The sequence below is a fragment of the Bradyrhizobium sp. BEA-2-5 genome, from assembly GCF_032918025.1.
In the GTDB taxonomy this organism is placed as follows: Bacteria; Pseudomonadota; Alphaproteobacteria; order Rhizobiales; family Xanthobacteraceae; genus Bradyrhizobium; species Bradyrhizobium pachyrhizi.
On sequence record NZ_CP136629.1, the window covers coordinates 2,066,165 to 2,092,664 of the forward strand.

The 26,500-nt window shown below is 64.6% G+C and carries 20 protein-coding genes and 1 pseudogene; 11 read left to right on the forward strand and 10 right to left on the reverse strand.

From position 1 onward, the window contains the following. Position 1: 1 nt before the first annotated feature. On the reverse strand, positions 2-1,567 hold the full coding sequence (locus RX327_RS09660; protein WP_050387493.1) for a winged helix-turn-helix domain-containing tetratricopeptide repeat protein: 1,566 nt from the start codon (positions 1,565-1,567) through the stop codon (positions 2-4). A 233-nt stretch (positions 1,568-1,800) separates the two neighbouring features. Between RX327_RS09660 and RX327_RS09665 the strand changes: the two genes are divergently transcribed. Next, a complete protein-coding gene (locus RX327_RS09665) occupies positions 1,801-3,393 on the forward strand; it encodes a gamma-glutamyltransferase family protein (RefSeq protein WP_317250115.1) in 1,593 nt (530 codons plus the stop codon). A gap of 54 nt (positions 3,394-3,447) precedes the next feature. Here the strand turns inward: RX327_RS09665 and RX327_RS09670 are convergent, their stop codons facing one another. The 3 genes from RX327_RS09670 to RX327_RS09680 all read right to left on the reverse strand — a co-directional run bounded on the left by RX327_RS09670 (position 3,448) and on the right by RX327_RS09680 (position 6,615). After that, positions 3,448-4,224, reverse strand: a complete 777-nt coding sequence (locus tag RX327_RS09670; protein WP_244482619.1) for a TetR family transcriptional regulator — start codon at positions 4,222-4,224, stop codon at positions 3,448-3,450. A gap of 126 nt (positions 4,225-4,350) precedes the next feature. Then, on the reverse strand, positions 4,351-5,562 hold the full coding sequence (locus RX327_RS09675) for an amidohydrolase family protein (RefSeq protein WP_050387490.1): 1,212 nt from the start codon (positions 5,560-5,562) through the stop codon (positions 4,351-4,353). A gap of 54 nt (positions 5,563-5,616) precedes the next feature. Next, positions 5,617-6,615 carry a polysaccharide deacetylase family protein gene (locus tag RX327_RS09680; RefSeq protein WP_410712150.1) on the reverse strand — a complete coding sequence of 333 codons (999 nt, stop codon included), beginning with the start codon at positions 6,613-6,615 and terminating at the stop codon, positions 5,617-5,619. Positions 6,616-6,847: 232 nt separating this feature from the next. Here RX327_RS09680 and RX327_RS09685 point away from each other — a divergent pair, with 232 nt between their 5' ends. The 8 genes from RX327_RS09685 to arcC are packed head-to-tail and all read left to right on the forward strand — an operon-like array spanning position 6,848 to position 16,490. Then, on the forward strand, positions 6,848-7,972 hold the full coding sequence (locus RX327_RS09685) for an ABC transporter substrate-binding protein (protein ID WP_028333380.1): 1,125 nt from the start codon (positions 6,848-6,850) through the stop codon (positions 7,970-7,972). 38 nt (positions 7,973-8,010) lie between these two features. Continuing rightward, positions 8,011-8,886, forward strand: a complete 876-nt coding sequence (locus RX327_RS09690; protein WP_028333379.1) for a branched-chain amino acid ABC transporter permease — start codon at positions 8,011-8,013, stop codon at positions 8,884-8,886. Next, entirely contained in the window at positions 8,883-11,417 is a 2,535-nt protein-coding gene (locus RX327_RS09695; protein ID WP_317250116.1) for a branched-chain amino acid ABC transporter ATP-binding protein/permease, read from the forward strand. The genes RX327_RS09690 and RX327_RS09695 overlap by 4 nt, the downstream gene beginning before the upstream one ends. A 31-nt stretch (positions 11,418-11,448) precedes the next feature. Further along, entirely contained in the window at positions 11,449-12,501 is a 1,053-nt protein-coding gene (locus RX327_RS09700) for a DUF2877 domain-containing protein (RefSeq protein ID WP_157340700.1), read from the forward strand. Positions 12,502-12,555: 54 nt separating this feature from the next. Continuing rightward, on the forward strand, positions 12,556-12,747 hold the full coding sequence (locus RX327_RS09705; protein ID WP_050387486.1) for a hypothetical protein: 192 nt from the start codon (positions 12,556-12,558) through the stop codon (positions 12,745-12,747). A gap of 10 nt (positions 12,748-12,757) precedes the next feature. Then, positions 12,758-14,008 carry a DUF1116 domain-containing protein gene (locus RX327_RS09710; protein WP_028333376.1) on the forward strand — a complete coding sequence of 417 codons (1,251 nt, stop codon included), beginning with the start codon at positions 12,758-12,760 and terminating at the stop codon, positions 14,006-14,008. Positions 14,009-14,065: 57 nt separating this feature from the next. After that, complete coding sequence (gene fdrA, locus RX327_RS09715; RefSeq protein ID WP_317250117.1) at positions 14,066-15,547, forward strand: acyl-CoA synthetase FdrA; 1,482 nt, start codon at positions 14,066-14,068, stop codon at positions 15,545-15,547. Beyond that, positions 15,531-16,490 (forward strand): carbamate kinase, encoded by a 960-nt coding sequence (gene arcC, locus RX327_RS09720; RefSeq protein WP_028333375.1) that lies wholly within the window; start codon positions 15,531-15,533, stop codon positions 16,488-16,490. Before fdrA ends, arcC begins: the two co-directional genes overlap by 17 nt. A 142-nt stretch (positions 16,491-16,632) precedes the next feature. On the opposite strand, the gene RX327_RS09725 is transcribed toward arcC, so the two are convergent. The 4 genes from RX327_RS09725 to RX327_RS09740 form a co-directional block, all read right to left on the reverse strand. Then, positions 16,633-17,985, reverse strand: a complete 1,353-nt coding sequence (locus tag RX327_RS09725; RefSeq protein ID WP_050387484.1) for a carbohydrate porin — start codon at positions 17,983-17,985, stop codon at positions 16,633-16,635. A gap of 310 nt (positions 17,986-18,295) precedes the next feature. After that, on the reverse strand, positions 18,296-19,357 hold the full coding sequence (locus tag RX327_RS09730) for an ABC transporter permease (protein WP_028333373.1): 1,062 nt from the start codon (positions 19,355-19,357) through the stop codon (positions 18,296-18,298). Further along, positions 19,354-20,880, reverse strand: coding sequence for a sugar ABC transporter ATP-binding protein (locus RX327_RS09735; RefSeq protein ID WP_317250118.1), 1,527 nt, complete (start codon positions 20,878-20,880; stop codon positions 19,354-19,356). Before RX327_RS09735 ends, RX327_RS09730 begins: the two co-directional genes overlap by 4 nt. 64 nt (positions 20,881-20,944) lie before the next feature. Then, entirely contained in the window at positions 20,945-21,910 is a 966-nt protein-coding gene (locus RX327_RS09740) for a sugar-binding protein (RefSeq protein ID WP_082190794.1), read from the reverse strand. A gap of 241 nt (positions 21,911-22,151) precedes the next feature. On the opposite strand from RX327_RS09740, the gene RX327_RS09745 reads away from it, so the two are divergent. Then, on the forward strand, positions 22,152-23,417 hold the full coding sequence (locus RX327_RS09745) for an ROK family protein (protein ID WP_050387482.1): 1,266 nt from the start codon (positions 22,152-22,154) through the stop codon (positions 23,415-23,417). Between the two features lie 81 nt (positions 23,418-23,498). After that, positions 23,499-24,257: an SDR family NAD(P)-dependent oxidoreductase gene (locus tag RX327_RS09750; RefSeq protein ID WP_028333369.1), complete on the forward strand. Its 759-nt coding sequence runs from the start codon at positions 23,499-23,501 to the stop codon at positions 24,255-24,257. Here RX327_RS09750 and RX327_RS09755 read toward each other — a convergent pair. Next, a pseudogene (locus RX327_RS09755) lies at positions 24,254-25,076 on the reverse strand (MetQ/NlpA family ABC transporter substrate-binding protein). The gene RX327_RS09750 and the pseudogene RX327_RS09755 overlap by 4 nt on opposite strands. Before the next feature lie 71 nt (positions 25,077-25,147). Beyond that, positions 25,148-26,488, reverse strand: a complete 1,341-nt coding sequence (locus RX327_RS09760) for an LLM class flavin-dependent oxidoreductase (protein ID WP_317250119.1) — start codon at positions 26,486-26,488, stop codon at positions 25,148-25,150. Positions 26,489-26,500: the final 12 nt, after the last annotated feature.

Below are 26,500 nucleotides of genomic sequence, written 5' to 3' on the forward strand. Positions count from 1 at the left end.
CTCAGCCGGATAGGCCGGCCTTGCGCAAGCCGTCGAGGAAGTGCTCGCGTTCGGCTGAAATTCTGTACCTTTCGGCCCGCGCTCGAACGAGATCGAGGGTGTTCGCTGGCGGCGTTGCGCCGTTCGCGCTCATTTCACGACAACGTTCCGTGACGAACGCTTCGGCTTCGGATCGCGCTTCGTTGTGCCGCTCCATCTGCGCATAACAGGCGGCAAGCAGACTGTGCGACCAACGGTCGGGGGATCGCGCCTCCATCAGCGTCTTGACTGCTTCATCGTATTGGCGCCCCGAATAGAGCGCGAGCGCGTGGTACCAGTGGTACAGATTGGGCGGGAAGGGGTTCAGTTGTTTGGCCGCACCGATCCAGGTGAGGGCCTCTCGCCACCGTCCCCAGTAGACCAGAATGTTCGCGAAAACGGCGGCGACGTCGGCGTCGTTTGGATTGAGCGCGAGCGCCCGGCTGAAATGGATTTCGGCCTTGGCGTCCTCGCGACGCAGGAACAGCAATTGCGCGAAGACACCATGGGCCCAGGCGTCGCCGCCGTCGATGTCGAGCGCGGTCTCGATCTCGCTCAGCGCGTCGTCGAGCTTCGCCGTACCGGGCGATTCGAGAAACGCGTCGCAGACGATCGTCCAGGCAATGTTGACGTGAGCGCAGGCATATTGCGGATCGAGCGCGACGGCGTCCCGGAAAAACTGCCTGGCTTCCGCCATGCCCTTCACAGTCAATTGACGCCACCGCTCGTTGCCCAGCAGAACCAGGTCATAGGCGGTAATGCTCGGGGTCGGCTTGCGTCTGGCGATCTCGCGGCCGGCGTCCTCGAGCCGGCCCGGAAGGGCTGCGACGATAGCGCGGACGATCTCGTCCTGCAGGGCAAAGACGTCCTCGAGTTCGCGGTCGTAGCGCTCGGTCCAGAGATTGTAACCGCTGGCGCCATCGAGAAGCTGGACGATCACCCGCATCCGGCTGCCGATCCTGCGTACGCTTCCTTCGGCCACGTACCTGACGCCGAGCTCGCGGCCGACCTGCTTGATCTCAGGCGTCTTGCCCTTGTAAGCGAAGCTGGAGTGGCGGGCGACAACGAACAGCGAGCGGAAGCGCGACAGTTCGGCGATGATGTCTGCCGTGATTCCATCGGAAAAATATTCCTGCGCGGGATCGCCGCTGAGATTCGAGAACGGCAGCACCGCAAGTGACGGCCCATCCGGCACCGTCGCTGCCGGCGAGGCGGGCAGGCCGGCGCCGGATTCGGCGGCGACCAGTGGCCCGACATAGCGGTAGCCGCGGCGCGGCAGGGTCTCGATCCAGGTCGCGCCGCCCTCGACGTCGGCAAATACCCGCCGCAGAGCGGCGATCTGCACCGTCAGGTTGCTCTCCTCGATCGCAAGCCCCGGCCACGCTGCCTGCATCAATGCGTCCTTGGAAACCGGCGTTCCGGCCTGCTCGACAAGCAGCCGAAGCAGCGTCACCGCGCGCCGCCCGAGCGCGACCGGTTCGGACGCTCGAAACAACATCACGGCTTCCGCGTCGAGGCGGTAGGGGCCGAATTCGTGGATCGTCGCCATGGTTCAGGAGACTACATTTTTTGCTTCTTTTTCGGAACAGATTCGGGACCTCCGGGAATCCGGCGACCCGCCCCGCTGCCGCGCAGCTTTGCGCGGCCGATTTTCCGCTTTCGCCTCGATCCACCACGCGCGGCACCTCCGCCAGCCGTTCGCGCCGCCACGGCGAGGCGACGGCCGCTTGACAATGTAAGTAAGAATATTATTACAAACTGCTGCTTTCGGAGAACGCGCTCATGCTGCAGACCAAGCGAAGCTATAGCGGAATGGTGACCGCGCCGCATCATCTTGCGGCGCAGGCCGGGCTCGCCGTCCTCTCCGAAGGTGGCAATGCGGTCGAGGCGATGATTGCGTCCGCCGCCACGATCGCGGTGGTCTATCCCCACATGAACGGCCTCGGCGGCGACAGCTTCTGGCTGGTCGGCCGGGCGGGTTCCGCACCGGTCGGAATCCAGGCGTGCGGACGGTCGGCGAAGGCCGCCAGCCGCGCATGGTATCGCGAGCATGGCTGCAGCACCATCCCAAGCCGCGGACCGCTCGCGGCACTCACCGCCGCGGGGACCGTCGATGGCTGGCAGAAGGCCTATGAGCTCAGCCGCGATCGCCATGGGGGGCGCATGCCGCTGTCGCGGTTGCTCGAACCTGCGATCGGCTACGCCGCCGATGGCGTCGCCGTGACCCAGACCCTGCACGACAACACCTCGAAGAAGCGCGCTGAACTGCAGGATGTGCCGGGCTTTGCCGATGTCTATCTGCCGCAGGGCGTTCCGCTTGCAGTCGGCGCACGGTTGCGGCAGCCGCGCGTCGCGGCCACGTTGCGGCAGCTGGCGCAAGCCGGCCTTTCCGATTTCTATCGCGGCGACCTGGCGCGTTCGATGGCCGCTGATCTCGAACGGCTCGGCAGCCCGCTCCGCCTATCCGATCTGGAGCAGCATCGAGCCGCACTGGTGACACCGCTGTCGGTCGATGTGGCCGGGCACAAGGTGTTCAACATGCCGCCGCCGACGCAGGGCCTGGCCTCGCTGTTGATTCTTGCGCTCTATGCCCGGCGCATGGCGAAGGAGGCGGACGGGGTCGATCATCTGCACCGGCTGGTCGAGAGCACGAAGGCGTCGTTCCGCATCCGCAATCGTTACGTGACCGATCCCGACCACATGGCGCGGTCGGCGGCCGGGTTCCTCACCGACGAGTCCATTTCGGCGCTCGAAAAGACCGTTGCCGTCGATCATGCAGCGCGCTGGCCTGACCCGACGGCCCAGGGCGATACGGTCTGGCTTGCTGCGACCGACCGGAACGGCCTCAGCGTCAGCTTCATTCAGAGCATCTATTGGGAGTTTGGCTCGGGCGTCATCCTGCCCCAAAGCGGGGTCACCTGGCAGAACCGTGGGACAAGCTTCGGTCTCGCCGAGACCGATATCAACCGCCTGGAACCTGGGCGGCTGCCGTTCCACACCATTCAGCCCGCAATGGCTGAACTCAGCGACGGCCGGCTGTTGTCCTACGGCACGATGGGCGGCGAAGGGCAGCCGCAAACCCAGGCCGCGATCTTCACTCGCTACGCGTTGCACGGTCAGGATCTTCAGTCGACAGTGACCGCGCCGCGCTGGCTGCTCGGTCGCACATGGGGCGAGGAGAACAACAATCTCAAGGTCGAATCGCGTTTCGATCCTGCCGTCATCGACGCGCTACGGGCGCTCGGCCACGATATCCAGGTGGTCGGTGCGTTCGAGGAATTCATGGGCCACGCCGGCGCAATCGTCTGGCACCCGGATGGACTGCTCGAGGGCGCCACCGATCCCCGCAGCGACGGCGTCGTCGCTGCCCGGTGAAGCGAGCACCCTTAGCGCTCACCCGCAGGCTGTTCGGAATTTGCCGCGCGCGAGCTAGCGTGCGGCGCCGGCCGGTGTTCTGGCTGCGGACGGTTTCCGTTTTCCCTCGCTTGCGGCCGCCGTCGCCGTCAACCAGGTCATGATCACGTCCAGCGCGTGATGGCGACGCTTCTCCAGCCAGTCCGGCTCTCCCAGATCCTTGTCGAACATCGCCGACAGCGTGTAGCGGTTGGAGACATGAAAATAGCTCATGGCCGTGATCGTGACGTAGAGCTGAACCGGATCGACGTCGCTGCGAAAGAGCCCGACCGCGAGGCCCCGGCGAAGGATGTTTTCGATGCTCGCAACCAAGGGCAGCGTGAGGTCGGCGATCTTGCGCGATTTGCGCAGGTTGCGCCCGCGCTGCAGGTTCTCATTGTTGATCAGGGCAATATAGTTTTGGTGCGCCCCGAAAAAAGTGAACGTGAAGTTGATCAGCTCGCGCATGGCTGCGACCGGATCGAGGTCGTCGAGCTTGAGTTGTTGTTCGGCCGCGCGGATCTCGGTGTAGACGTGTTCGAGCACGGCGAGATAAAGGCCGTTCTTGTCGCCGAAATAGGCGTACAGCAACCGCATGTTGGCTTTGGCGCGTTTCGCGATGGCTTCAACCCGAGCTCCGCCAATGCCGTTGCGGCAGAATTCGAACGTCGCCGCGTGCAGGATCGCTTCCTTGGTCAACGCGGAATCGCGTGCCCGTCTGCCGCGCGTGGCGCTACGGGCCGGGTTGGTCGATGCTGTCGTTTCAGTCACGGGACAAGCTTTTCTCAGGTTGTACGAGCCCAGCGCGGACAATATGTCCCCGCCCATCATGTTCAACGGGATGCGGGGCCCTGCCGTGCAGGCTCGCGGGATTGAGATCGCTATTGCGGTGGCTCGTCAAGGGGTAACCTTCCGGATGTTTCGGTCTCCACATCCAGATCAACGCGCCGCCGTCACGACCGTGCCGCCATGCGCGACGAGGCGCCCATTCTTGTAGACGTCGCGCGGCCTGGGCCGGGCCACCACGGCCTCTTGCACGTGCTGGGCGTCGATCACGACGAAGTCCGCCGCCGCGCCCTCGGCCACCCCATAGTCCGGGAGGCCGAGTGCCTGCGCGGCGTTGGTGGTCACCATGTTGAACGCCGCCGCCAGGTCGGCATCGGTGCTGAAGCCGGAGCGGTAGCCGACGATCATGGCGCGCTCCAGGAGGTCGCCGTCGCCGTAGGGCCACCAGGAATCGCGGATGTTGTCATTGCCGGCGAATACATTGACGCCGGCATCGCGCAGCAGCAACACCGGCGGAAACGCATGCGCTCCGGGCGCGTTGGTCAAAATGGCGACTCCAGCCTCGGCGAGCAGCTGCGCGGTGCGCTGAACCACGTCTCGAGGCACCTCGCCGAGAGCATAGGCATGGCTGATCGTGACCTTGCCGCCGAGCCCGAGGGCCTTCGTCCGGCGTGCAATGTTCTCGATCTCGAAGATACCGAGCAAGCCGCCGTCATGCAGGTGAATGTCAATGCCGACCCCACGCCGGTCAGCAATGCCGAAGATGACGTCGAGATGCCCGTCGATGTCGGCATCGTAACCCGCCGGATCGAGGCCGCCGACCAGGTCTGCGCCGGCGCGAACCGCCTCGTCGAGCAGTCCGGCCACGCCCGGCGATGTCACGATGCCGCTTTGCGGAAAGGCGACGATCTGGACCGACACCTTGTCGCGGTACGCCTCGCGCGCGGCTATGACCTGCTCGAGATTGCGCAACCCGACTTGAAGGTCGATATCGACGTGGCTGCGCATCCGGGTCGTGCCGTGCGCGACGCAGAGGTCGATCAGCGCCGCCGCCCGCACCGCAATCGGCCTGGCGCCGGCAAGCGCTCCCTTTTCGAACTTGACGCGCTCGCGCACGCTGAAACCTGCGGTGCAGGGGCGGTGGGACTTCCAATCGTCGCCGACGAAGCCCTTGTCGAGGTGGATATGACCATCGACCAGCCCCGGCAGCACCAGGCGTCCGGCTAGATCAAGGGTTTCGCCGGCCGCGACCGGCGATTGCGAGTGCGACGCGATCGAGGTGATGCGGCCGTCGCGCACGGCGATATCGATGGTGCGTCCATCGCCCAATCGGGCGTTTCGAAATAGCGTGTCGGCAGTGCTCACTGGTCGTCTCCGGTTCGTTGCAACGGCGAGGCGATCGGGCCCGATTTGTTTCCATCATGTTGGGACGATGCCATCGGGCAGCGCGCGCGAGAACGCGGCTATTCCTCCAGCGGTGGTGATCCAGATCTCGTCACGACGCGCCAGGATCGTTTGCAGGGCGCGGCGCAGCGGACGCAGGCGGTGCGGCTGCCCGACCAGATAGGGGTGCAGTGCAATTCCCATGACGAGCGATTGCCCTTTCGACTGTGCCAGCATCTCCTCGAACGTGTCGGTGATCATGGCGGCGAACTGCTCGCCGGAGTCCTTGCGACCGACGATTGAGGGGATATCGTTCAACTCCTGCGGATAGGGCACTGAAAGGATGCGGCCGCCGTTCCGCGTCGAGAACCACACCGGCTGATCGTCCATGCACCAGTCGAGCAGGTACTCGTAGCCTGCTTCGGCCAGTAGATCGGGCGTGACCTGTGATTGCGAAATCCAGGGCCCCAGCCAGCCGCGCGGCGGCCGCCCTTCGGCTCGTGCGATGACATCGGTCGCTTCCGCGATCAATTGACGCTCCTCGTCAGGCGCAAGCACACCCTGGCGCTCGGAATTGGTGCGGCCGTGACCGACGATTTCGTCGCCGCGGGCGCGAAATGCCTCCATGATTTCAGGGCAGTAGTGATAGATGCTGCTGTTTGCAAGCACCGACAGCGGTAGCTCCAGCTCGTCGAACAGCTCGATCAGGCGCCATACGCCGACGCGGTTGCCATAGTCGCGCCAGGCGTAGTTGAGGACGTCCGGATGCGGACCGCCGGGGCAGAGCTCGGCACCGAGCCCGTCGCCGAACGCGAAATGCTCGAGGTTGAGACCGACGTAGACGGCAAGCCGCCGTCCTTGCGGCCAATTGAAATCCGGGCGTTGCGCGATCGCGCTGTAGCGATAGCGTCCGTGAGCGGCGAGGGCCGGTCCGACAGAATCCGAGCGCAGCACGGCTTCCCCGCGCGACAGGCGGTCGCCATCTTCCGCGATCGAGATCAACACGTCGCGGGCCTCGACAATCCTTGGGTCCATCGGAATTTTCCCCGCGCGGTTGATCGCTCGCTTGACATCGGAATATTTTTGAAGAAAGTTTTTACTTCCGTCAAGTCCGCGCATAAGCGGCAGCGGAGGAACTGGCGGCTTCGATGCCGAGGCCGCCATCAGCGGAGGAACACCGAAGATGAACTTCAGGAGCATAGTTTCGTCCGGACCTGCGCGTCGTTGGCCGGCTTGGCACGCCGCAGCGACGATCCTGCTGGCCGCGTTGCCGTTCGCGTCCGGCGCGCGCGCGGCCGAACCGATCAAGATCGGCCTGGTGACCGCCCTGTCGGGACAGTCGGCGCGCGCCGGCGAGGCGCTCACCCGCGGAGCGACGATCGCCATCGAGGAAATCAATGCGAAGGGCGGCGTGCTCGGACGTCCGCTCGAGCTCGTCCGCCGCGACGATGAGAGCAATCCGGCCAAAGGGTTGATCGCCGCGCGCGAGCTGATTCAGCGCGAAAAGGTCGCCGTCCTGGTCGGCGGCCTCGACACGCCGGTCGAGCTTGCCATCGTGCCGTTCGTCAACAACGTCAAGGTGCCGTTCGTCGTGCCGTGGGCCGCCGGAACCAACATCACGCGGAACGGCGCCCCGTCCAACTACGTGTTCCGCGTGTCGGCCATGGACGATGAGGTCGACAAGGCGATCGTCCAGTTCTCGCGCAAGACCTACAATGCGAAGAAGCCCGGGCTCATCCTGGTCAACAATCCCTGGGGCGAGTCGAACGAGCATGGGCTGAAGGCGGCATTGAAGGCCGCAGGAATCGAGCCTGCCGGCGTCGAGAAGTTTGAAGGCAACGACGTCGACGTCGTTTCCCAGCTGTCGCGCTTGAAGCAGGCAGGCGCCGACACGCTCTACCTGGTCGGCAACGTCGGACCGTCCTCCCAGGTGGTGAAATCGCTCGACCGCATGGGCTGGGCGCCGCCGATCGTCTCGCATTGGGGACCGGCCGGCGGCCGTTTCACCGAGCTCGCCGGGCCGAGCGCGGAGAACGTGATCTTCGTCCAGACCTACAGCTTCTTCGGGAACCTGTCGCCCGTCGGCAAGCGAGTGATGTCGGCGCTGCAGGCGAAGTATTCGGATATCAAGGGGCCTGCGGACGTGACGCCGGCGGTTGGCGTCGCCAACGCCTACGACTCCATCCTGGTCATTGCGCGAGCAATCGAAAAGGCGGGCGGCACCGAACCGACCGCCGTCCGTGACGGTTTCTACGCCATCGACCGCGTGGACGGCTTGATCAAGACCTATGAGAAGCCGTTCGCGCAGGACAAGCACGATGCGCTAACGGCGGGCGACTACATCTGGGCGCGGTTTGAGGACAACCACATCATGCCGTTCGCGCGGAACTGACCGCGAGATCGTCCGACAAACAAGCAGGGTGGTCATCGATGTCATTTCTTCCCGCGGTGATAACAGGGCTGGCGCTTGGGAGCATGTATGGGCTGCTTGCGCTTGGCTTCCACGTCACCTACGCCGTCTCCGGCACGGTCAATTTCTCCCAGGGCAGCTCGATGACCCTGGGAGCCGTCGCCGGCTACTTCTTCCTCGTGCTGTGGGGATGGCCGGCCGCGGCCGGCATTCCCGCCGTTCTGCTCGTCTGCGCGGTCTACGGCCTGCTGATTGAGCGCCTTGCCGTTCGGCCGTTCGTGCAGCGCGGCTCCGACAACTGGCTGATGGCGACCGTTGCGGTCGGCATCATCGTCGACAACGTGATGATGTTCGTCTTCGGCAAGGAGCCGCGCAGCTTTCCGTCGGTCCTGGCGGCCAAGCCGATCCAGATCGTCGAGGGCGCCGGGGTCTATCCGTTGCAGCTCCTGATTCCCGTGGTCGGATTGCTGCTGGCGCTGGCACTTCATCTGCTCAGTCGCCGGACGCGTCACGGTGTCGCCATGCTCGCGGTGGTCCAGAACCCGAACGCCGCGCGGCTGATGGGCATCAACGTCAGCGGCGCCATCGCGGCAAGCTACGCGGTCTCGGCGATGCTGGCCGGCGTTGCGGCGCTGCTGATCGCGCCCCTGTTCAACGTGTCCTCCGAAATGGGCACGCTGTTCGGCATCAAGGCCTTCGCGGCGGCGATCATCGGCGGCCTCGGCAGCGCCTGGGGCGTGATGCTGGCCGGGCTCTGTCTCGGCCTGATCGAAGTGTTCGCGACCAACTATCTGGGATCGGTCTACACCCAGATCATCACATTCGCCTCGGTGATCGCGATACTTGTCGTCCTCCCCCACGGGCTGCTCGGCCGAGCCGGAGTGAAAAAGGTATGACCTCCCGCGTCTCCGTTCTCGCCGCCGTCGCGGCACTCGCCGCCGCCATCCTCTATGCCGCCGTTGCCGACAGCTACGGCGTGTTCCTGGTCGCGACCATCTCGCTGACGGCGATCGCCTGTATCGGCCTCAACGTGCTGCTCGGTCTCGCCGGGCAGATCTCGCTCGGCCACATCGGTTTCATGGCGATCGGGGCCTATACGACCGTGCTTCTGATGGAGAAGGCGGGGTGGCCCTATCTTGCGGCGACGGCTGCAGCGATTGCTCTTGTCAGCGTCGTCGGTGGCCTGCTCGCCATGCCGGCCTTGCGCGTGCGAGGTCCATATCTCGCGATGGTGACGATCGCCTTCGGCTTCATCGTCGAGCACGGCACGATCGAGTGGCGCGACCTCACGGGCGGCGGCAACGGCCTGATCCTGACCGCGCCGCCGGAGGTGTTCGGCTTTCCACTGTCGGAGCGGCATTTGGCGATCGCGGGCATCGTGTTGGTGTTCGCCGGCCTCATCCTGTTCGAGCGCTTGAAGCGCAGTGGCTGGGCCTACGCCATGCGTGCCGCCCGCGACACCGAGGTTGCGACGCGCTCGATCGGCATTGATCTCGTGCGGGTCCGCACCGTGGCGTTCATCATCTCGGCCGCAGCGATGGCGCTGGCGGGGGCGCTGTTTGCGCCCCTCCAGGGCTATATCAGTCCGAGTTCGTTCCCCTTTCTGCAATCAATCCTGCTGCTGTTCGGCGTCATGGTCGGCGGCGCCGGCTCGGCGATGGGGCCGATGATCGGGGCAGCGCTCGTCGTGCTGCTGCCGGAAATGCTGTCCGATCTCGCGGAGTATCGTCTGCTTGCTTTTGGCGTGTTGCTCTTCGCCGTGCTGCGGGTCGCGCCCTCTGGCATCATGGGGCTGATCGAGCAATTCGCGGCAAGGTTCCTGCCGACGGGATCGAAGGCCGATACGGGTGCGGGGGACGTCGAGCCGGTCGCCGACCTCGGCATCGGGACCAGCAGCGCGTCGCGTCTTGACGTCACAAACCTCTCGATCTCGTTCGGCGGTGTCCGCGCCGTGCAGGACGTCTCGTTTACCGCCGAAACCGGCACGGTGACCAGCGTCATCGGCCCCAATGGTGCGGGGAAAACCAGCGCGCTGAATCTGCTTTGTGGCTTCTATCGTCCGAAATCCGGCACCGTGAAGCTTGGCGACCGCGACGTCACCGGTTTGCCGTCGCACCAGCTTGCACGTGTCGGAGTGGCGCGAACGTTCCAGACGACGCAGCTATTCGGTTCGCTCTCGATCATCGAGAACGTCCTTCTGGCGGCGGCGGCCGGCAAGCTCGGTAACATCGTGTCGGCGCTGCACAATGACGCGCAGGAGCGCCTTGCGCGGTCGCTGTTGCGCTTTGCCGGTGTCGACGGCGATTTGAGCAGACGCGCGGACGCGCTGCCCCATGGCGAGAAGCGACTGGTCGAGATCGCGAGGGCGCTCGCCTTGCGTCCGAAGGCCCTGCTGCTCGACGAGCCGGCCGCGGGTCTTTCGAAGGGTGACAAGCAGCGGCTGACGGTTCTGCTCCGTCGCATCGCGGAGACCGGGATCGCGGTGATCATCGTCGAGCAGGATATGCCGATGATCATGTCGCTGAGCGACCTCATCGTCGTTCTCGATGGCGGCAAGCGCATTGCGATCGGCGATGCGGCGGCGATCCGCAACGATCCGCTGGTCCGCAAGGCTTATCTCGGCGACGCGCCGTCCGGTGAGCGGCGCCGCGCGCCGCGCCCTGCGAAACAAGGCACGGCACTCGAAGTCCGCACACTCGATGCCTTTTATGGCCTGTCACGGGCGCTCGGCGGGATCGACCTTGCCGTCGCGCCCGGCGAGGCTATCGCCGTACTCGGCGCCAATGGAGCGGGCAAAACCACCCTGATGCGCTCGATTGCCGGTCTCGAACCGCCGCGGTCGGTCGGTGAGATCAGGCTGTCCGGCGGCCGCGTCGACAAGATGCCGGCGCATATCCGCGCCAGGGCCGGCATCGTGCTGGTACCCGAAGGACGGCAGGTGTTTCCCGAGCTGACGGTGCGGCAGAACTTGCAGCTCGGCGCCTTCGCACGCAAGGGTCTTGATCTCGATGCGGAGATCGACGCGATGTTTGCCCGCTTTCCGCGCCTGAAGGAACGCATCAATCATCGCGCGGGCCTTTTGTCGGGCGGCGAGCAACAGATGCTCGCAGTCGCGCGTGGGCTCCTGACCGCGCCCAAGGTCTTCATGCTTGACGAGCCATCGCTTGGACTGGCGCCCCTCGTCGTCGACGAGCTGTTCGCCTCGTTCGAGCAGCTTCGCGTCGAGGGGATGACCTTGATCGTGGTCGACCAGATGGCCGGGCAAGCCCTTGCGCTTGCCGACAGGGCCTATCTGCTCGAGACCGGCGCCATCCTGAAGAGCGGTGCGGCCGAAATCATCGCGGAGGATCCCTCGCTTGAAGCCGCCTATCTCGGCGGAGAGGCTCACGGCAGTAGCGTGCCGCGAACCGCCGTGCTCGCGTCCTGACGCCATGGTTGCGCAACGGGAGATCGGTGTGATGCGGCCAGGCAATACGTTTCGCGACCTGCCCGGCGCGCCCGTGTCAGAACGATTCGACGGCGGTGCCGTGATCGAGGTCGGCGTGCTTGCCCGCCGCGCGCTGCGCAGCGGACGGCGCGGCCGTATTGCGGCGGTGTTCGAGCGCAGCCTTTATGCGGTGCTCGACGATCGCTGGATCTGCATCGGTGTCAAAGACCTCGGCTCCGGCCCGCTGCATCTTCTGTGCACCGGGATCGAGCCGCGGCTGCTCGTTCCCGGACAAGAGGTTGCGATCCTCGACACGATGCTGCTCGTCGACGGTATGCGGTTTGCCGGTTTCGAGACGGCCTCCGTATGGGCGCCGCCGCCTTCGCCGGAATGGACGATCGACAGTTTGCGGGCAGGGCTTGCGATGGTCGATCAGGTCTGGCGTCGCTTGCCGGTCGAGCAGGGACTGGCGTCGTCGGGTGGCGCGGAGCCGGCCGCAAGGCCGTCGCGGGTGCTCGCTGCTGCGGCGCCGGGGCTCGCCGCGCTCAAGCGATTGATCGAGGCCGGGCTTCGTGGAGAGCGATGTGCACCGCGTGACTACCCGGAGATCGTCGAATTGATCGGACTTGGTCCCGGGCTCACGCCATCCGGCGACGACCTGATCGGCGGCGCGCTGGTCGCGCTCGCGGGCCTCGGCCGTCTCGCGACGCGCGACGCGCTGTGGAAGACCTGTCGCGCGCATCTCGGCCGCACCAATGAGATCAGTGCCGCCCACCTGCAAAGTGCCGGGCTCGGCTTCGCGGCGGCGGCGCTGCATGAAGCCATCGACGCGACGATTGGCGGACGGGTCAATCGTATCAAGTCCGCGGTCGCGGCGCTGTCGAGGATCGGGCAAAGCTCCGGACTGGATGCGTTTGCAGGTGCGTTGATGGTGGTGCGCGCGATCGAGTGCCGCCTGCTCAACGACAGCGCGCTGCATCATGCCGGTCTCGCCGGCAACGGACCGCCGACGCGATCAATCGCAGGGGGCCTAATCGATCATGCGACGCGACGGGAATTCGGACCAAAGGCTGCGCGTGTTTGACAAAGTAAAAACTTTCTTACTAAGATCGACGCATCGGATATAGGGAGGCCGCGAGTGGTGATCAAGCAGGAAGGAACGCCGAGCGGGCGTCTGTTGATGAGCAAGCCGAGCGTGGTGAACGTCGGGCTGGCAGGCTTTGTGAAAGACTTGCGGGACTGCGATATCGAGGTCGTGCAGGTCGACTGGACGCCTCCTGCCGACGGCGATCCCAAAATGGCGGCGCTGCTCGCCAAGCTCGGTACGTGAGAGCGCGGCCATGAAGCTGATCGAAGACGCCAACAAGCAGGCGCTGGCCCGCATCCTCGAGGGTGAGCCCAGGCTGATCGATATCGTTACGGCACGCGATGTGCTGGAAGGGTTGAAGGAACGCATGATCCTTCATGCCGGGCCGCCGATCACGTGGGACCGAATGTGCGGCCCGATGCGAGGCGCAGTGGCAGGCGCGATCGTGTTCGAAGGCTGGGCTCCGGATCTTGAAGCCGCCTTCGAACTCGCGGCCGGCGGCGGCGTCGCCTTCCACCCCAACCATCATTTCGGCGCGGTCGGTCCGATGACCGGGATGACCACGGTCTCCATGCCGGTGTTCGTCGTCGAGAACGTCAAATACGGCAACCGCGCCTACTGCGCCATCAACGAGGGCCTCGGCAAGGTCATGCGCTTCGGCGGCAATGACGATAGCGTGCTGGCGCGCCTCGCCTGGCTGCGTGACGTCTTCGGGCCGGTGCTGGCCAGGTCGATCCGCGCGCATGGCGGGATCGACCTGAAGGCGATCATCGCCCGCGGGCTCTCGATGGGCGATGAAATGCACCAGCGCAACCTGGCCTGCTCCAGCGTGTTCCTGCGCGAGATCGGGTCGGCGCTGGCGCGCACCTCGAACGACAACGAGGTTCTCGCAAGCTGCATTGGCTTCATCGCGCAGAACGATCAGTTCTTTCTCAACATCGCGATGGCGATGGGCAAGGCGCTGACCGATCCCGCCAACGGCATTCGCGGTTCGACGGTGGTGACCGCGATGTGCCGCAATGGAACCGACTTCGGGGTCCGCGTCAGCGGATTGGGCGATCGCTGGTTCACGGCGCCGGTGGAAATGCCGGAAGGGCTCTATTTCCCGGGCTATTCGCGCAAGGATGCCAATCCCGACATGGGCGACTCCGCGATCGTCGAGACGGTCGGGCTTGGTGGCTTCGCGATGGCGGCAGCTCCGGCGGTTGCCGGATTCATTGGCGCCGGGGCGCCGTCGTCGGCGGGCAATTTCACGCGGGCAATGAGTGAAATCACCGTCGGGCAGAATCCGGAATGGACGATCCCCGCGCTCGACTTTGCCGGAGTGCCGACCGGCATCGACGTTCGCCTGGTGGTGGAGACCGGCCTTGCACCGGTCATCAACACCGGCATCGCGCATCGCGAGCCCGGCATCGGCCAGGTCGGCGCCGGCGTGGTGCGGGCGCCGATGGCCTGCTTCCGGCAGGCCGTCCTCGCCATTGCGGAAGATCTGGGGGTGTCATGAGCGCGTTTGTCCTGAACGAAATTCGTAAAGGCTTCTATCTCGAACTCGGTGGCGTTGATGCGGTTGTCGCGCGAGATCGCGTCGGCGGCGGGCGTCGTCGAAGCCGCGCTGATGATGGGCACGCCGTCCAACCAGGCGATCCTGCGCAACGCCGGGTTGCTCGACGGCGAGGTGATCGCCCAGGGCAATGATCTGATTCTCGCGATCAAGGCCGAGAGCGAAGCGGCGGCGAGCGCCGCGCTTGCCGAAGCGCAAAAGGCGCTCGACCGTCCCAAGACGAGCAGCACCGGCGAAGCGGCGTGGCGGCCGCGCAGCATTGCCGCAGCCGTCAAGGCCGCGCCCGCCGCCAACCTCGCCCTGATCTCCGTTCCCGGCGAGTTCGCCGCGGCAGAAGCGCGCAAGGCGCTGAACCGCGGACTTCATGTCCTGATGTTCAGCGACAATGTCTCGATTGCGGATGAATTGTCGCTGAAGCAGCAGGCGCGCGAAGCGGGCCTCTTGATGATGGGACCGGACTGCGGCACCGCGATCATCGGCGGCGCGCCGCTCGCCTTCGCCAACCGGCTGAAGCGCGGGAGGATCGGGATCATCGGCGCATCGGGGACCGGTACGCAGGAGGTGTCGTGCCTGCTGTCCGAGGCGGGCGAAGGCATTTCCCACGCCATCGGCGTCGGCGGACGGGATTTGAAGAAGGAGATTGGCGGCATCACGACATTGATGGCGATCGACGCCCTTGATGCCGATCCCGAGACCGATCACGTCGTGCTCATCTCCAAGCCGCCGCATCCGGACGTCGCCAGGGCCGTGCTCGGTCGGGTCGGCCGGAGCTCGAAGCCCTACACAGTGTGCTTCATCGGCGCCGCCGCGGCGGATCTGCCGCCAAATGCACGCTTTGCGACTACATTGAGGGAAGCGGCCGAGAAAACCCTGGGCAACGGCCGGAGCATTGGGGGCACGTTCGACGCTGCCGCCGTGGCTGCGCGTTTACCGCAGCGACGCAGGGCGGCGCAGCGCATCGAAGGGCTGTTCGCCGGCGGCACGCTCTGTGCCGAGGCGCAGGTGATCCTTGCCGCGGGCGGCCGCAAGGTGGCGTCCAACGCCGCCATTCCCGGCGTCCCGCATTTCGGCGAGCCGGAGGCGCAGGGGAGGGACCGCATCGTCGACCTCGGGGCCGACGAACATACCCAGGGCCGGCCGCATCCGATGATCGATCCCTCGGTGCGCGACGATGCGTTGCGGGCGGCGCTGGCCGATCCCGCGGTCGCCGTCATCCTGCTCGATCTCGTGATCGGATACGGCGCACATGCCAATCCGGCAGCGCATCTGGCGGCCGTCGTGGCGGGCCGCGCCGATGACGCGCCGGTCCTGGTTGCGTCGGTGACGGGGACCGAGCTCGATCGCCAGGTGCGTTCGGCGCAGATCAGGCTGCTCGAGGACGCCGGCATCGTGGTGGCGCCGTCGAATGCCCATGCCTGCGACCTCGCTCTCGCTCTTTCCGTCAACGACGTCAGGATGCCGCGCTATGCGAACACTCAATGAGGTCCCGCGCCGTCTCGTGATCGCGATCGGCGGCAATGCCGTCCACCCCGAAGACATCAGCGGCACCTCGGACGAGCAGAAGGCCGTCGCCCGGCATACGGCCGAGGCGCTGCTGCCGCTCGCCGAGCTCGACAACGAGCTGGTGATCACCCACGGCAACGGGCCGGTGGTGGGCAAGATCATGATGCGCCAGATGCTGACGATGAGCCGGATCCCGCCGATGTCGATGGACATCTGCGTCGCGCACAGCCAGGGTGGTATCGGCTATCTTCTGATGCAGGCGATCGAGAACGTCTTGCGCGCGCATGGCAACGGGCGGCACGTCGCCAGCCTGCTGACCCAGGTCGAGGTCGACGCCAACGATCCCGCCTTCGCCAATCCGACCAAGTTCGTCGGACCGTTTTTCACCGAGCAGGAAGCCCAGCGCATCAGCGCCGAGTTGAACTGGAAAATGCGCGAGGACTCCGGGCGTGGCTGGCGCCATGTCGTGCCGTCTCCGAAACCGAAACATGTCTGCGACATTTCGCTGGTCGACGCGCTGGTCAAGCGCGGCACGATCGTCATCGCAGGCGGCGGCGGCGGTATGCCCGTGATCCGCGACGAACGGGGCGTGCGCACCGGCGTGCCGGCAGTGATCGACAAGGACCTGACCTCGGCCCATATCGCCAACGTGCTTGGCATCGAGGAACTGCTGATCCTGACCGCGGTGCCCCGCGTCGCGATCAATTTCGGCAAGCCCGACAAGAGGGAGCTGGATCAGGTCAGCCTGGCGGAGATCAAGGCCTATCATCGCGCGGGCCATTTTCCGCCGGGAAGCATGGGGCCCAAGGTCGATGCCGCCATCCGTTTTCTCGAGGGTGGTGGAAAGCGAGCGATCATCAGCCACCTCAATTGCGCAATGGCCGCGCTGACCGGCGAGACCGGGACTCACGTTGTTCCCTAGCGCTCGTCAGATGCGATGGCGACGCCATACGCGCGAATGGCGCCGAACTCCTTGCCGATGACCTTCAACTCCGGCACTGCTAGCCCGGCGTCGTGAGGGGTTACCATGGCTGGCTTTGCTCAAGCATGCTGGCCACCTCCGCTCAGAAGTGCACCAGCGTGCGCAGACCGAGAATCCAGGCGTTGTCGGTCTTCATGCCGGCGGCATTGTACCCGCGCCCGCCAGGATGCATCACATACTGGGCGTCGAACTTCAGGTTCATCCAGCCCGTCGCCTGCCACCCGTACCAGGCTTCGATCGGAACTTCGTTTCCTCCGGCGTTGGGCGTGAGCGCAGCCGTATTCACATGGGTCGTACCGACCGCAAAGCCGACTTCGTCCTCCGGGCGGGAGGCGAACGTTCCGGTGTGCCTGAAGCCGAATGCGATCTGGTAATCCTGGTACGACGTGCGGTGGTCGGCGACAGTCGTATTGAGGAAGGTGTACCAGCCCTGTGCCTTGGGACCTTCAACCGTCAGCCGCTGCAGGATCGATTCGTAGACGCCGTAACGACCGCGCGAATCTCCGAGATTCTGGTCCGAGACGCCGCCGGTACCCGGAGAGATCGCAATGATCCCAGGCAGGCCGCCATCAATTGTCGATGCGCTGTCATACCAGCCGCCAAATCTCCAAGTCCCGTTCAACGGACCGCTCGGCGCCCAGACCACCTCGACCGGCACCAGCACGCCCGAGGCGGGGCTAGAGCCGGGGACACCCGGCAGGAAGTAAGTCGCGGAGTCCGACGTTGTCAGGTAGTTCGGGTTGGCATCGTAGACGCCGACCGAAAGCTGCCATTCCTTGGCGAAGTTGTAGTGCACCACACCGGCCCATTGGCTCACCGGCCAATTGTAGATGTAGCCACCCTGGATGTTGCCGGGCTGGCCGCCGCAGAAGGTCAGGTTGATGAACTCGCAGAGACCAAAGAAGAAGTCGGAGCCGACCGGAAGACGGCCGCCCTTGAGTTCAAGGCGATCATCGAACAGCTTCTGCGAGTAGTAGAGTTCGGTCAGGCGAAGAATGCTGCCGCGGCCGAACACTTCGTTGGTCAGCTGCAGCGCCGGAATTCCCGCCTCGTCATTCAGGTTGCGGCCGAAGCGGTCGACCAGCGTGAGGCCAACCGTGCCGCCCTGGATGCCGGCAAGTTTTGCCATGTCGAACTTGGCCTGAAAGAAAAGCTGTCCGGCTTGGGTCGCGGTGTTCCTGTTGCCGCCCGACAAATTGCCGACGGCTTCGTCGCCCAGCGTCAGGGCCAGCGAAATCCCTCGCTCCTTTAGTTGCGTCCTGCCGAGATCGCCGAACAGATATGGTCTTGTCCAGAAATCATCGGTCTCCGTGTAAGGCACCGGCGGAGCCTTCGTCATGAGATCGGCCGCATGCGCGCCGCCGCCGCTGAACAGAGATAACAACGCCATCCCCACGCCGCACGCCCGCGCGGTGTTTACAGACCTAAGTGACATTTTCTGCGCTCCCAGCGTCCCCGGCTTTGTCTATTTTTGTGCCACGTTCCCGCCCAAAGCCCTTCAGCGGGTAACGTGGTCGTTTCAGTGCATCGATCATTCAACCAGAGATAGAATCCGTGCGCGCGCAAAGCCCTTCAAGACGGCGGCGAGGGGTCTGCCTGCGGCTCAGCTGGGCCAGGCCTGCGCGCCAATCTGGATACGAGCGCCGCGAGCTTGATTGATCTTGCGCCTCGAACTCCTTCCCCTCGTTCCTCTACTCAAGCTGCCGCGACCATATTCCCGGTCCGGGTCCTTCCTTTTCGAGTTGTCATGCCTGATCGCCCGTCGTCGTCGGCAACGCAGCCGCGCTATGCGGAGCCGCGCCTTGCAGAATTGTGCTTTCCTTCGGTCTTGGCGCAGTGCGGGCGAGGCCTGCGAGCGCGGCCTTGCGCCGTCGACGGGCCTGCAATTGCTGATCCGCCAGCACACCGATCAGGATCACGGTCCCCATCACCGCGAAGTTCAGCGAATTGGGAATGCCGAGGATGTTCACGAGGTTCTGCAGCACCTGCAGCAACGCCGTCCCGAGCACGATGCCCAGAATGGAGCCCTCGCCGCCGCGCAAGCTGCAGCCGCCGAGGACGGCTGCTGCGATCGCATAGAGTTCGTAGAAGTTGCCGAACGAGCTCGGAGAGACCGAGTTGGTGTAGAACACGAACATCACGGTCGAGACGCCGGCGAGCCCGCCGCTGATGACATAGGCGGTCGCGATCACGAGATTGGTGTTGATGCCGGAGAAGCGCGCCGCTTCCTCGTTCTTGCCCACGGCATAAAGCCAGCGCCCGTAGACCGAGCGGTGCAACAGGACGCCGAGGATCTGCGCAAGGATGATCAGGAAGATGAAGGTGTTCGGGATGCCCGCAATATTACCGGAGGCGATGTTGCTCAGCGTGCTCGCCTCGTCGCCGTAGCCGAAGCCGCGCGTCGAATCGCTGGTGTAATAGCGCGCGGCGCCGCGATAGATCAGCAAGCCGCACAGCGTTACGATGAAGGGCTGCATTTTCAGCCGCGTGATCAGGAAGCCCTGGATGCCGCCCAGCGCAAGCCCGCCCATCAGGACCAGCAGCAGCGCGAACGGCCAGGGCACCTGATAGGTCGTCAGCAGGTCGATGAAGATGACGCCGAGCAGCGCGAACATCGAGCCGAGCGAAAGATCGATTCCGCCGGTGATGATGACGAGACCTTCACCCAGCGCGAACACACCGAACAGGCCGATCAGATTGGCCATGTTCAGCAGATTCACGAACGACAGGAAGGCCGGATTGATCGCGCCGGTGATGGCGGAGATCACCGCCAGCAGCAAGAACAGGCCGAGTTCCTTCTTCATCATGGCGCAGCGGCCTCCATGGTTTCGAGTGCTTGGCCGACCGCCAGTCTCAACACGTTGTATTCGCTGAACTGGTCGCGCTCGATCACGCCGCTGACACTGCCTTCATGCATCACCGCCACCCGGTCGGAGACGCCGATGACTTCCTCCATGTCCGAGGAGATCATCACGATCGCGACGCCCTGGTCGGCGAGGCTGCGCATCAGCGCGTAGATCTCGCTCTTGGCGCCGACATCGATGCCGCGGGTCGGCTCGTCGAAGAACATCACGCGCGGCTGCATGGAGAGCCACTTGCCCAGCACCACTTTTTGCTGGTTGCCGCCGGAGAGTGTGACGGCTTCGATGTCGATGCTCGGCGCCTTGATGGACAGCCGCCTGGCCTGGTCTTCGGCGATTCTGCGCTCGGCCGCGCCGTTGACCAGCCACATCCGCGCATGATCCAGCAGGCTCGCGAGCGTCACGTTCTCCCGGATCGGCAGTTCCAGCACCAGGCCGGATTTCTTGCGATCCTCGGGCACCAGGTAGATTCCTTGCCTGATCGCGTCACGCGGCGAGGCGACGCGGACCGGGGCGTTGTCGATCCGGATCTCGCCGCCCAGCAGCGGATCGACGCCGAACACCGCGCGGGCAAGCGAGGTGCGGCCAGCGCCGACGAGCCCGGCGAGGCCGAGGATCTCGCCGCGCAGCACGGACAGATTGATCTGCCGGTCAGGAAAGGCAGTGGTCACGACGCCGGCGACATCGCAGCCGCCGGGCTGCGGCGTGCAGGACGGCGGTGTATACAGCGCCTTCAGGTCGCGGCCGATCATCAGCCGGATCATGGCGGCGTGGCTGAGCTCGTCGCGCGCCAATTCCCCCACCGTGCGCCCGTCGCGCAGTACCACGACGCGATCGGCGCAGCTCATGATCTCGCCGAGCCGGTGAGAGATATAAATCACCGAGATGCCGTGCGTCTTCAGGTCGGCAATCACCTCGAGCAGCCGTTCCGTCTCCGAAATCGTCAGGCTGGAGGTCGGTTCGTCCATGATGATAACGCGGGCGTCGATCGAGAGCGCCTTGGCGATCTCCACCATCTGGCGCTCCGCGATCGACAAATTCTCGACCAGCGTGCCCGGCATGAAATCGGCGCCCAGCCGTTCCAGCAGCGGCATCACGCGGGCGTGCATCTGCGCATTGTCCACCAGCTTCAGCGGGCCGCCGGCCAGCTTCTCGCGTCCGATGAAGACATTGGCCGCGACGTCGAGATTCTCGAACAGGTTCAGTTCCTGGTGCACGAAGGCGATGCCAGATCGCATCGCCTCGGTCACCGTCATCCGGGCGTGCTCGGTGCCGCCGATGCGGATCACGCCAGCGCTCGGCGCGATCACGCCGGCGAGCACGCGCATCAGCGTCGATTTGCCGGCACCGTTCTCGCCGATCAGGCCCAGCACCTCGCCGCGATTGACGCGCAAATTAACGTCGTCGAGCGCCTTGACGCCGGGATAGGTCTTGCTGATTCCGCTGAGTTCCAGCAGCGTTTCCGCCATTCGGCATGTCCTCCTGCACAACGCCCGGCGGCCTGTGTCGGTCGGGCGTTGAAGCCGTCTGAAGTTACTTCTTGAGCAGTTCCTTCAGATGTGCGGCGAACTCCGCGACGTTGGTCTTGCTGATCACCTCGGTCGGCACGATCAGCTTGCTGTCCTTCGGAATCCAGGACTTGTCGCCGTTCAGCGTCTTGATGATGTTGGTGGCGGAGAGATAGCCGAACTCGTAGGGCTGCTGCACGACCGTGGATTCGATCGTGCCGTCGGAAATGCCGCGCAGCGTCCGCTGATCCTCGTCGAAGCCGACGATCTTCACCTTGCCGGCCTTGCCTGCGGCCTTCACCGCGTCATAAATCAGCGGCGTCTCGTAGCTCCACAGGCCGGACAGCAGCGCGATGTCGGGATATTTGACGAGCACGTTCTCCATGTTCGCCTTGGCCTTGGCGAAGTCCACCTGGTCGGTGAACACGTCGACCAGTTCGACCTTGGTGCCGGCGATCGCTTCCTTGATGCCCTGCACCCGCTCGCGGGCGTTGTCGGCGTCCATCGTTCCGACGAACAGCGCGATCTTGCCGCCGTTCGGCAGCGCCTTCTTGATCTCCTCGCCGGCCTGCCGCCCTGCCGCGACGTTGTCGGTGCCGATATAGGCGAGGCGATTGCTCTGCGGCGCGTCACTGTCCGTGGTGATTAGCACGGTCTTGGCCGCAACCTTGTTGAGTTCTTCGGTTGCATGCGGTGCATCGTCGACCGAGATCGAGATACCGGCGACGCCGCGCACCAGCAGATCGTCCAGTTCGCGCCGCTGGCCGGCCGCCGTCCCTTCATTGGTGACGATCAATTCGATATTGTAGTCCGGGTGCTCCTTCTGCGCCTTCTCAAGCCCGCGGCCCGCGATGGTCCAGAAGTCGGCCGCGACATTGGTCACCAGCGCAATGGTCTTTTTCTGCTGTGCCTGTGCTACCCCCGTCGCCATGGCGAACGCGGCTGCGCCCGCCAAGAGCGGCACGATCAATTTTCTGGTTGAGACATTCATATGCACCTCCCTGTCGACACCCTCGGTGAGGGGATTTCACGCTCGGCGCTTTTCACGCCTTATTTTATTCACGTAACGAATAAATTAGCGCGACAAAATGTCCAGTCAAGGATGTTAATGATCACATCTTCAGCCAATAACAGTATAGGAGTGACGTATTTCAGTCGCTATCCGCGCTTTTTGACCCGCAAACGAGTAGCCTGCGTTGAATAATTTCATCAAGAGAATTAAAAAACGCAATATGAACGAACAGCCCGAGCCGTTGAGACGTGCTTCGAGCCTGGCCCGCGGATCGAACCCCGGCCGTCTCGTCGAGGTCCTGCGACGCCAGGGGCCGTTGCCGCGGGTCGAGCTCGCACGCAGCACGGGCCTGAGCTTCCCCGCCATTTCGGCCATCACGTCGAAGCTGATGGCGGAAGACCTGCTGTGCGAAGCCGAGACAGATGCGGCGACGCTGTGGCCCGACGACGCCGACGAAGAGGACACGGATGGCGGCCGTCGCCGCGGCCGGCCGGCAGTCCTGCTGACCCTGAATCCCGAATTTGGCCGCATCATCGCGGTCTCGCTGCGCATGAATCTGGTCGAGACACTGATCGCCGATTTCAGCGGCTCCGCCCTAGCGCAATCGCGACTTGAACTCGCGACGCGCGCGCTCAATGCAAGCGCATTATGCGAGCTCGTGATCGCACAGATCGACGCCATGCTTGAGGCGACCGCCACGCCGCGACATCGCTTGCTCGGAATCGGAATAGCGCTGCAAGGCATCGTCGACGGCGATACCGGCCGGCATCTGTGGAGCCCGGCGCTGTCGATCACCGACGTCGATCTTGCCAAGCCGATCCGCCAGGCGTTCGGTGCCGAGGTCGTGATGGCGAACGACGCGGTCGCGGTCGCGCTGTCCCTCGCTGCCGCCGAACCGGCACTGGCGCAGGGCCTCACGGCCACGATCATGGTGGGCCACGGCGTCGGCATGGGCATCATTGTCGACGGTGAAGCGCGCTGGGGTGCCGGCGCGGGCAGTGAGATCGGTCATGTCAAGTTGGCGCTGAACGGCCCGCAATGCCGCTGCGGTCAGCGCGGCTGCATCGAGGCCCATCTTGCCGATTATGCGCTTTACCGCGATGCCCGCACCTTTCTCGACCTGCCGCCGGCGGCGTCGCAGCAGCCGTCCGAGGCGCAGATGGCTCTGCTACGCGATCGGGCACGGAGCGGCGATTCCCGTCTCGAGCACTTGTTCCAGCAGGCGGGCCACGCGCTTGCCGAAGCGGTCGCCACGACGATATCGGTGCTGCGCCCGCATCATGTCATCCTCGCAGGTCCTGGCCTGCAGGCATTCGACATGATGCGCAGTGCCTATGAGGAGAGGCTCGACCAGGCGGTGCTGCCGTGGCTGCTCAAGTCCACGGCGATATATGTGCGTCCAAGCGAGTCGGCGACCATCGTCGACGGCATGGTGCGGCGGACGCTGCGGGTCGTGGACCGCAGCCTCATGGAGACAACCGAGTGAACTTCGGAATCTGTGGCCCTCTTGCCTGAGCCGCAGCAACGCAACCGACGCCCTTCAGGCGCCAAAATCGAGAGGATGCCAATGCAGGGCGCCATCTATCCAAGTCTCAAGGACCGGACCGTACTGGTCACCGGCGGCGGTTCCGGCATCGGCGAGGCGATCGTCCGCCGGTTCATCGGCCAGGGCGCGCGGGTCGGATTCATCGATATCGATCTGGCGTCGTCGGAGCAGCTGCTGTCCGATCTCGGGGCACAAGCCCGCGTGCACTTCGAACATGCCGATCTGCGCGACATCGGCGCGCTGCGGCGCGCAGTCGCCGGCATCCGCGAGGCGCTCGGGCCGGTCACCATCCTGGTCAACAATGCGGCCCGCGACGACCGTCACGCGATCGAGGATGTCACACCGGAATTCTGGGACGAGCGGATCGCCGTCAACCTGAAACACCAGTTCTTCAGCGCCCAGGCGGTCGCGCCGGACATGAAGCAGGCAGGGGGCGGTTCGATCGTCAACATCGGCTCGGTGAGCTGGGTGATCGGCCAGGGCAACATGCCCTGCTACACAACGGCCAAATCAGCCGTTCAGGGCCTCACCCGGGCGCTGGCCCGCGATCTCGGGCCGCACAACATACGGGTCAATTCCATCCTGCCCGGATGGATCATGACCCAGCGGCAGCAGGATCTGTGGTTGACGTCTGAAGGCGTGGCCGAGCTGATGCAGCGCCAATGCCTCAAGCGCAAACTCGTGCCTGATGACATCGCCCGTGTCGTGCTGTTCTTTGCCGCCGATGACAGCGGTGCCTGCACCAACCAGAGCCATATCGTGGATGGTGGCTGGGTCTAGCGCTTCAGGTAATCCGGCAAGGTAAACCCGTCATAGAAGCGGTCGGAGAGGATCGTGGTCTTGAACGTCTGTGATTTGTAGCCGGCGACGATGTCCTGCGCCCACGGCGAGCCTGCATTGGCCTGCTTCACCGCGACCACATTGATATAGGGCGTCGTCATCTTCTCCAGGGCAAATGCATTGGTCAGCTTCAAGCCGCTGTAGATCGCGAAGTTGCCCTGGATGGCGGCGAAATCAACGTCATCGAGCGCGCGCGGCGCCTGTGCCGCTTCCAGCGGCACGATCTTGATGCCGCCGGGGTTCTTGATCACGTCGAGTTCGCTGACATCGACCGGCTTGGAGTTCGCGAATCTCGACGAGGCCGAGATCGCGCAGGATCCAGAGCGCGCGCTGCAGATTGACGGGATCGTTGGGCACGGCCACGGTCGAGCCGGGCTTGATCGGCGAGCCGACCGGGTGCTTCTTCGAGTAAAGCGCCATCGGGGGCGTCGGGACGTGGACGATGCCGACGAGGTCGGTTTGCTGCCGCTCGTTGTACGAGTTCAGGAAGATCGTGTGCTGCATGACGTTGGCGTCGATCTCGCCCTTGAACACTGCATTATTGGCTTCCAGCCCGGTCGAAAACTCGACATAGCGGACACGGTAGCCCTTCTTCTCGAGTTCCGGCGCGACGCCAACCTTGAATTCGTCGATGTAGGGGCCCGGCACGAAGCCGACTTTCAGATCGGATTTGGCTGATGTCTCCGCGTGCAGGGCGGCGCCGGTAAGAGCACCGAGAATGAGCAGGGTCGAAAGGAACAGGACGCGCGCAGTGGTCATTGAATTCTCAAATCCTTGGGCTGTGGGCAAATAGCGATCCGGCTGACGCGGGGTCGGCGGTTTCGATCACGTCAGGCGATCGCCTTGATCGATCCGGAAAACACGCTTTGCGGCCGGCTCAGTTGGTAATGGTCGCGCAGCGTCGTGCCGCTGTACTCGTCGCGGAAGAGGCCGCGCTTGCGCAAGATCGGCACGACCTGTTCGGCGAACAGGTCGAACCCGCCCGGCAGCCACGGAGGCATGACGTTGAAACCGTCGGCTGCGCCGTTCTCGAACCAGGTCTGGATGTTGTCGGCGATCTTTTCCGGGGGGCCGGCGATGACCCAATGCCCGCGCGCACCGGCGAGGCGCTGCACCAGCTGGCGGATCGTGGGCTTTTCGCGATCGATGATGTCGACGATCAGCTTGAAGCGGCTGGCGACCCCGCGGGCGCTGCCGGTGTCGATCAGGTGGCGCGGAAAGGGACCGTCGAGGTCGAAGCCGGAGAGGTCGAGCCCGATCATCTGGCGAAGTTGGGTCAACGAGTATTCCGGCTGGATCAGCTCGTTGAACTCGTCCTGCAACAGGTCGGCTTCGGCCTGCGTGCTAGCGATGAACGGACTGATGCCCGGCAGGATCCTGACCTGATCGGGGCTGCGGTCGAAGGCGCGCGCCTGCCGCTTGATGTCCGCATAGAACTCCTGGGCGCTCGCCAGCGTCTGATGCGCGGTGAAGATCGCTTCGGCATAGCGCGCGGCAAAGGCGCGTCCGTCATCAGACGAACCCGCCTGGACATAGACCGGCCGTCCCTGCGGCGTCCGCGAGATGTTGAGCGGGCCGCGCACCCGGAAGTGCTTTCCGACGTGATCGATCGGATGGATCTTTCCCATATCGGCGAAAATGCCGGATGCGGGATCGTTCACCACGGCGTCGTCTTCCCAGCTGTCCCACAGCCGCGTGATGACATCGATATATTCCCGCGCCCGCTCGTAGCGTTCGTGGTGAGGTGGATGCTCGGACAAGCCGAAGTTCTGCGCTGCCTGTGGCGAGCTTGTCGTCACGATGTTCCATCCTGCACGCCCGCGGCTGAGGTGATCGAGCGACGCGAACAGCCGAGCGAGATTGTAGGGTTCGGTGTAGGTGGTTGAAGCGGTCGCGATCAGGCCGATCCGTTTCGTGGCGACGGCGATCGCGGCCAGCCAGGTGATCGGCTCGAGCCGGAAGCGCTGCGCGTAGCGGACGTTATCCGAGAGCACCGGCCCGTCGGCGAAGAAGACCGCGTCGAACTTGTGCGCTTCGGCGCGTTGCGCCAGTTCCTGGTAATAGCTGACGTCAAGGATGCGATCCGCCGCAGACCCCTTGTAGCGCCATGCCGCCTCGTGATGGCCGCCGGGATAAATAAAGAGATTAAGGGAAAGCTGTTGTTTGCTCATCTCGGATCTCGT

Bases quoted from the DNA above. Each gene is read 5' to 3' on its own strand.
- RX327_RS09660 (WP_050387493.1), bottom strand. From the start codon at position 1,567: ATGGCGACGATCCACGAATTCGGCCCCTACCGCCTCGACGCGGAAGCC.
- RX327_RS09665 (WP_317250115.1), top strand. From the start codon at position 1,801: ATGCTGCAGACCAAGCGAAGCTATAGCGGAATGGTGACCGCGCCGCAT.
- RX327_RS09680 (WP_410712150.1), bottom strand. From the start codon at position 6,615: ATGGACCCAAGGATTGTCGAGGCCCGCGACGTGTTGATCTCGATCGCG.
- RX327_RS09690 (WP_028333379.1), top strand. From the start codon at position 8,011: ATGTCATTTCTTCCCGCGGTGATAACAGGGCTGGCGCTTGGGAGCATG.
- RX327_RS09695 (WP_317250116.1), top strand. From the start codon at position 8,883: ATGACCTCCCGCGTCTCCGTTCTCGCCGCCGTCGCGGCACTCGCCGCC.
- RX327_RS09700 (WP_157340700.1), top strand. From the start codon at position 11,449: ATGCGGCCAGGCAATACGTTTCGCGACCTGCCCGGCGCGCCCGTGTCA.
- RX327_RS09710 (WP_028333376.1), top strand. From the start codon at position 12,758: ATGAAGCTGATCGAAGACGCCAACAAGCAGGCGCTGGCCCGCATCCTC.
- fdrA (WP_317250117.1), top strand. From the start codon at position 14,066: ATGCGGTTGTCGCGCGAGATCGCGTCGGCGGCGGGCGTCGTCGAAGCC.
- arcC (WP_028333375.1), top strand. From the start codon at position 15,531: ATGCGAACACTCAATGAGGTCCCGCGCCGTCTCGTGATCGCGATCGGC.
- RX327_RS09725 (WP_050387484.1), bottom strand. From the start codon at position 17,985: ATGTCACTTAGGTCTGTAAACACCGCGCGGGCGTGCGGCGTGGGGATG.
- RX327_RS09730 (WP_028333373.1), bottom strand. From the start codon at position 19,357: ATGATGAAGAAGGAACTCGGCCTGTTCTTGCTGCTGGCGGTGATCTCC.
- RX327_RS09735 (WP_317250118.1), bottom strand. From the start codon at position 20,880: ATGGCGGAAACGCTGCTGGAACTCAGCGGAATCAGCAAGACCTATCCC.
- RX327_RS09740 (WP_082190794.1), bottom strand. From the start codon at position 21,910: ATGAATGTCTCAACCAGAAAATTGATCGTGCCGCTCTTGGCGGGCGCA.
- RX327_RS09745 (WP_050387482.1), top strand. From the start codon at position 22,152: ATGAACGAACAGCCCGAGCCGTTGAGACGTGCTTCGAGCCTGGCCCGC.
- RX327_RS09750 (WP_028333369.1), top strand. From the start codon at position 23,499: ATGCAGGGCGCCATCTATCCAAGTCTCAAGGACCGGACCGTACTGGTC.
- RX327_RS09760 (WP_317250119.1), bottom strand. From the start codon at position 26,488: ATGAGCAAACAACAGCTTTCCCTTAATCTCTTTATTTATCCCGGCGGC.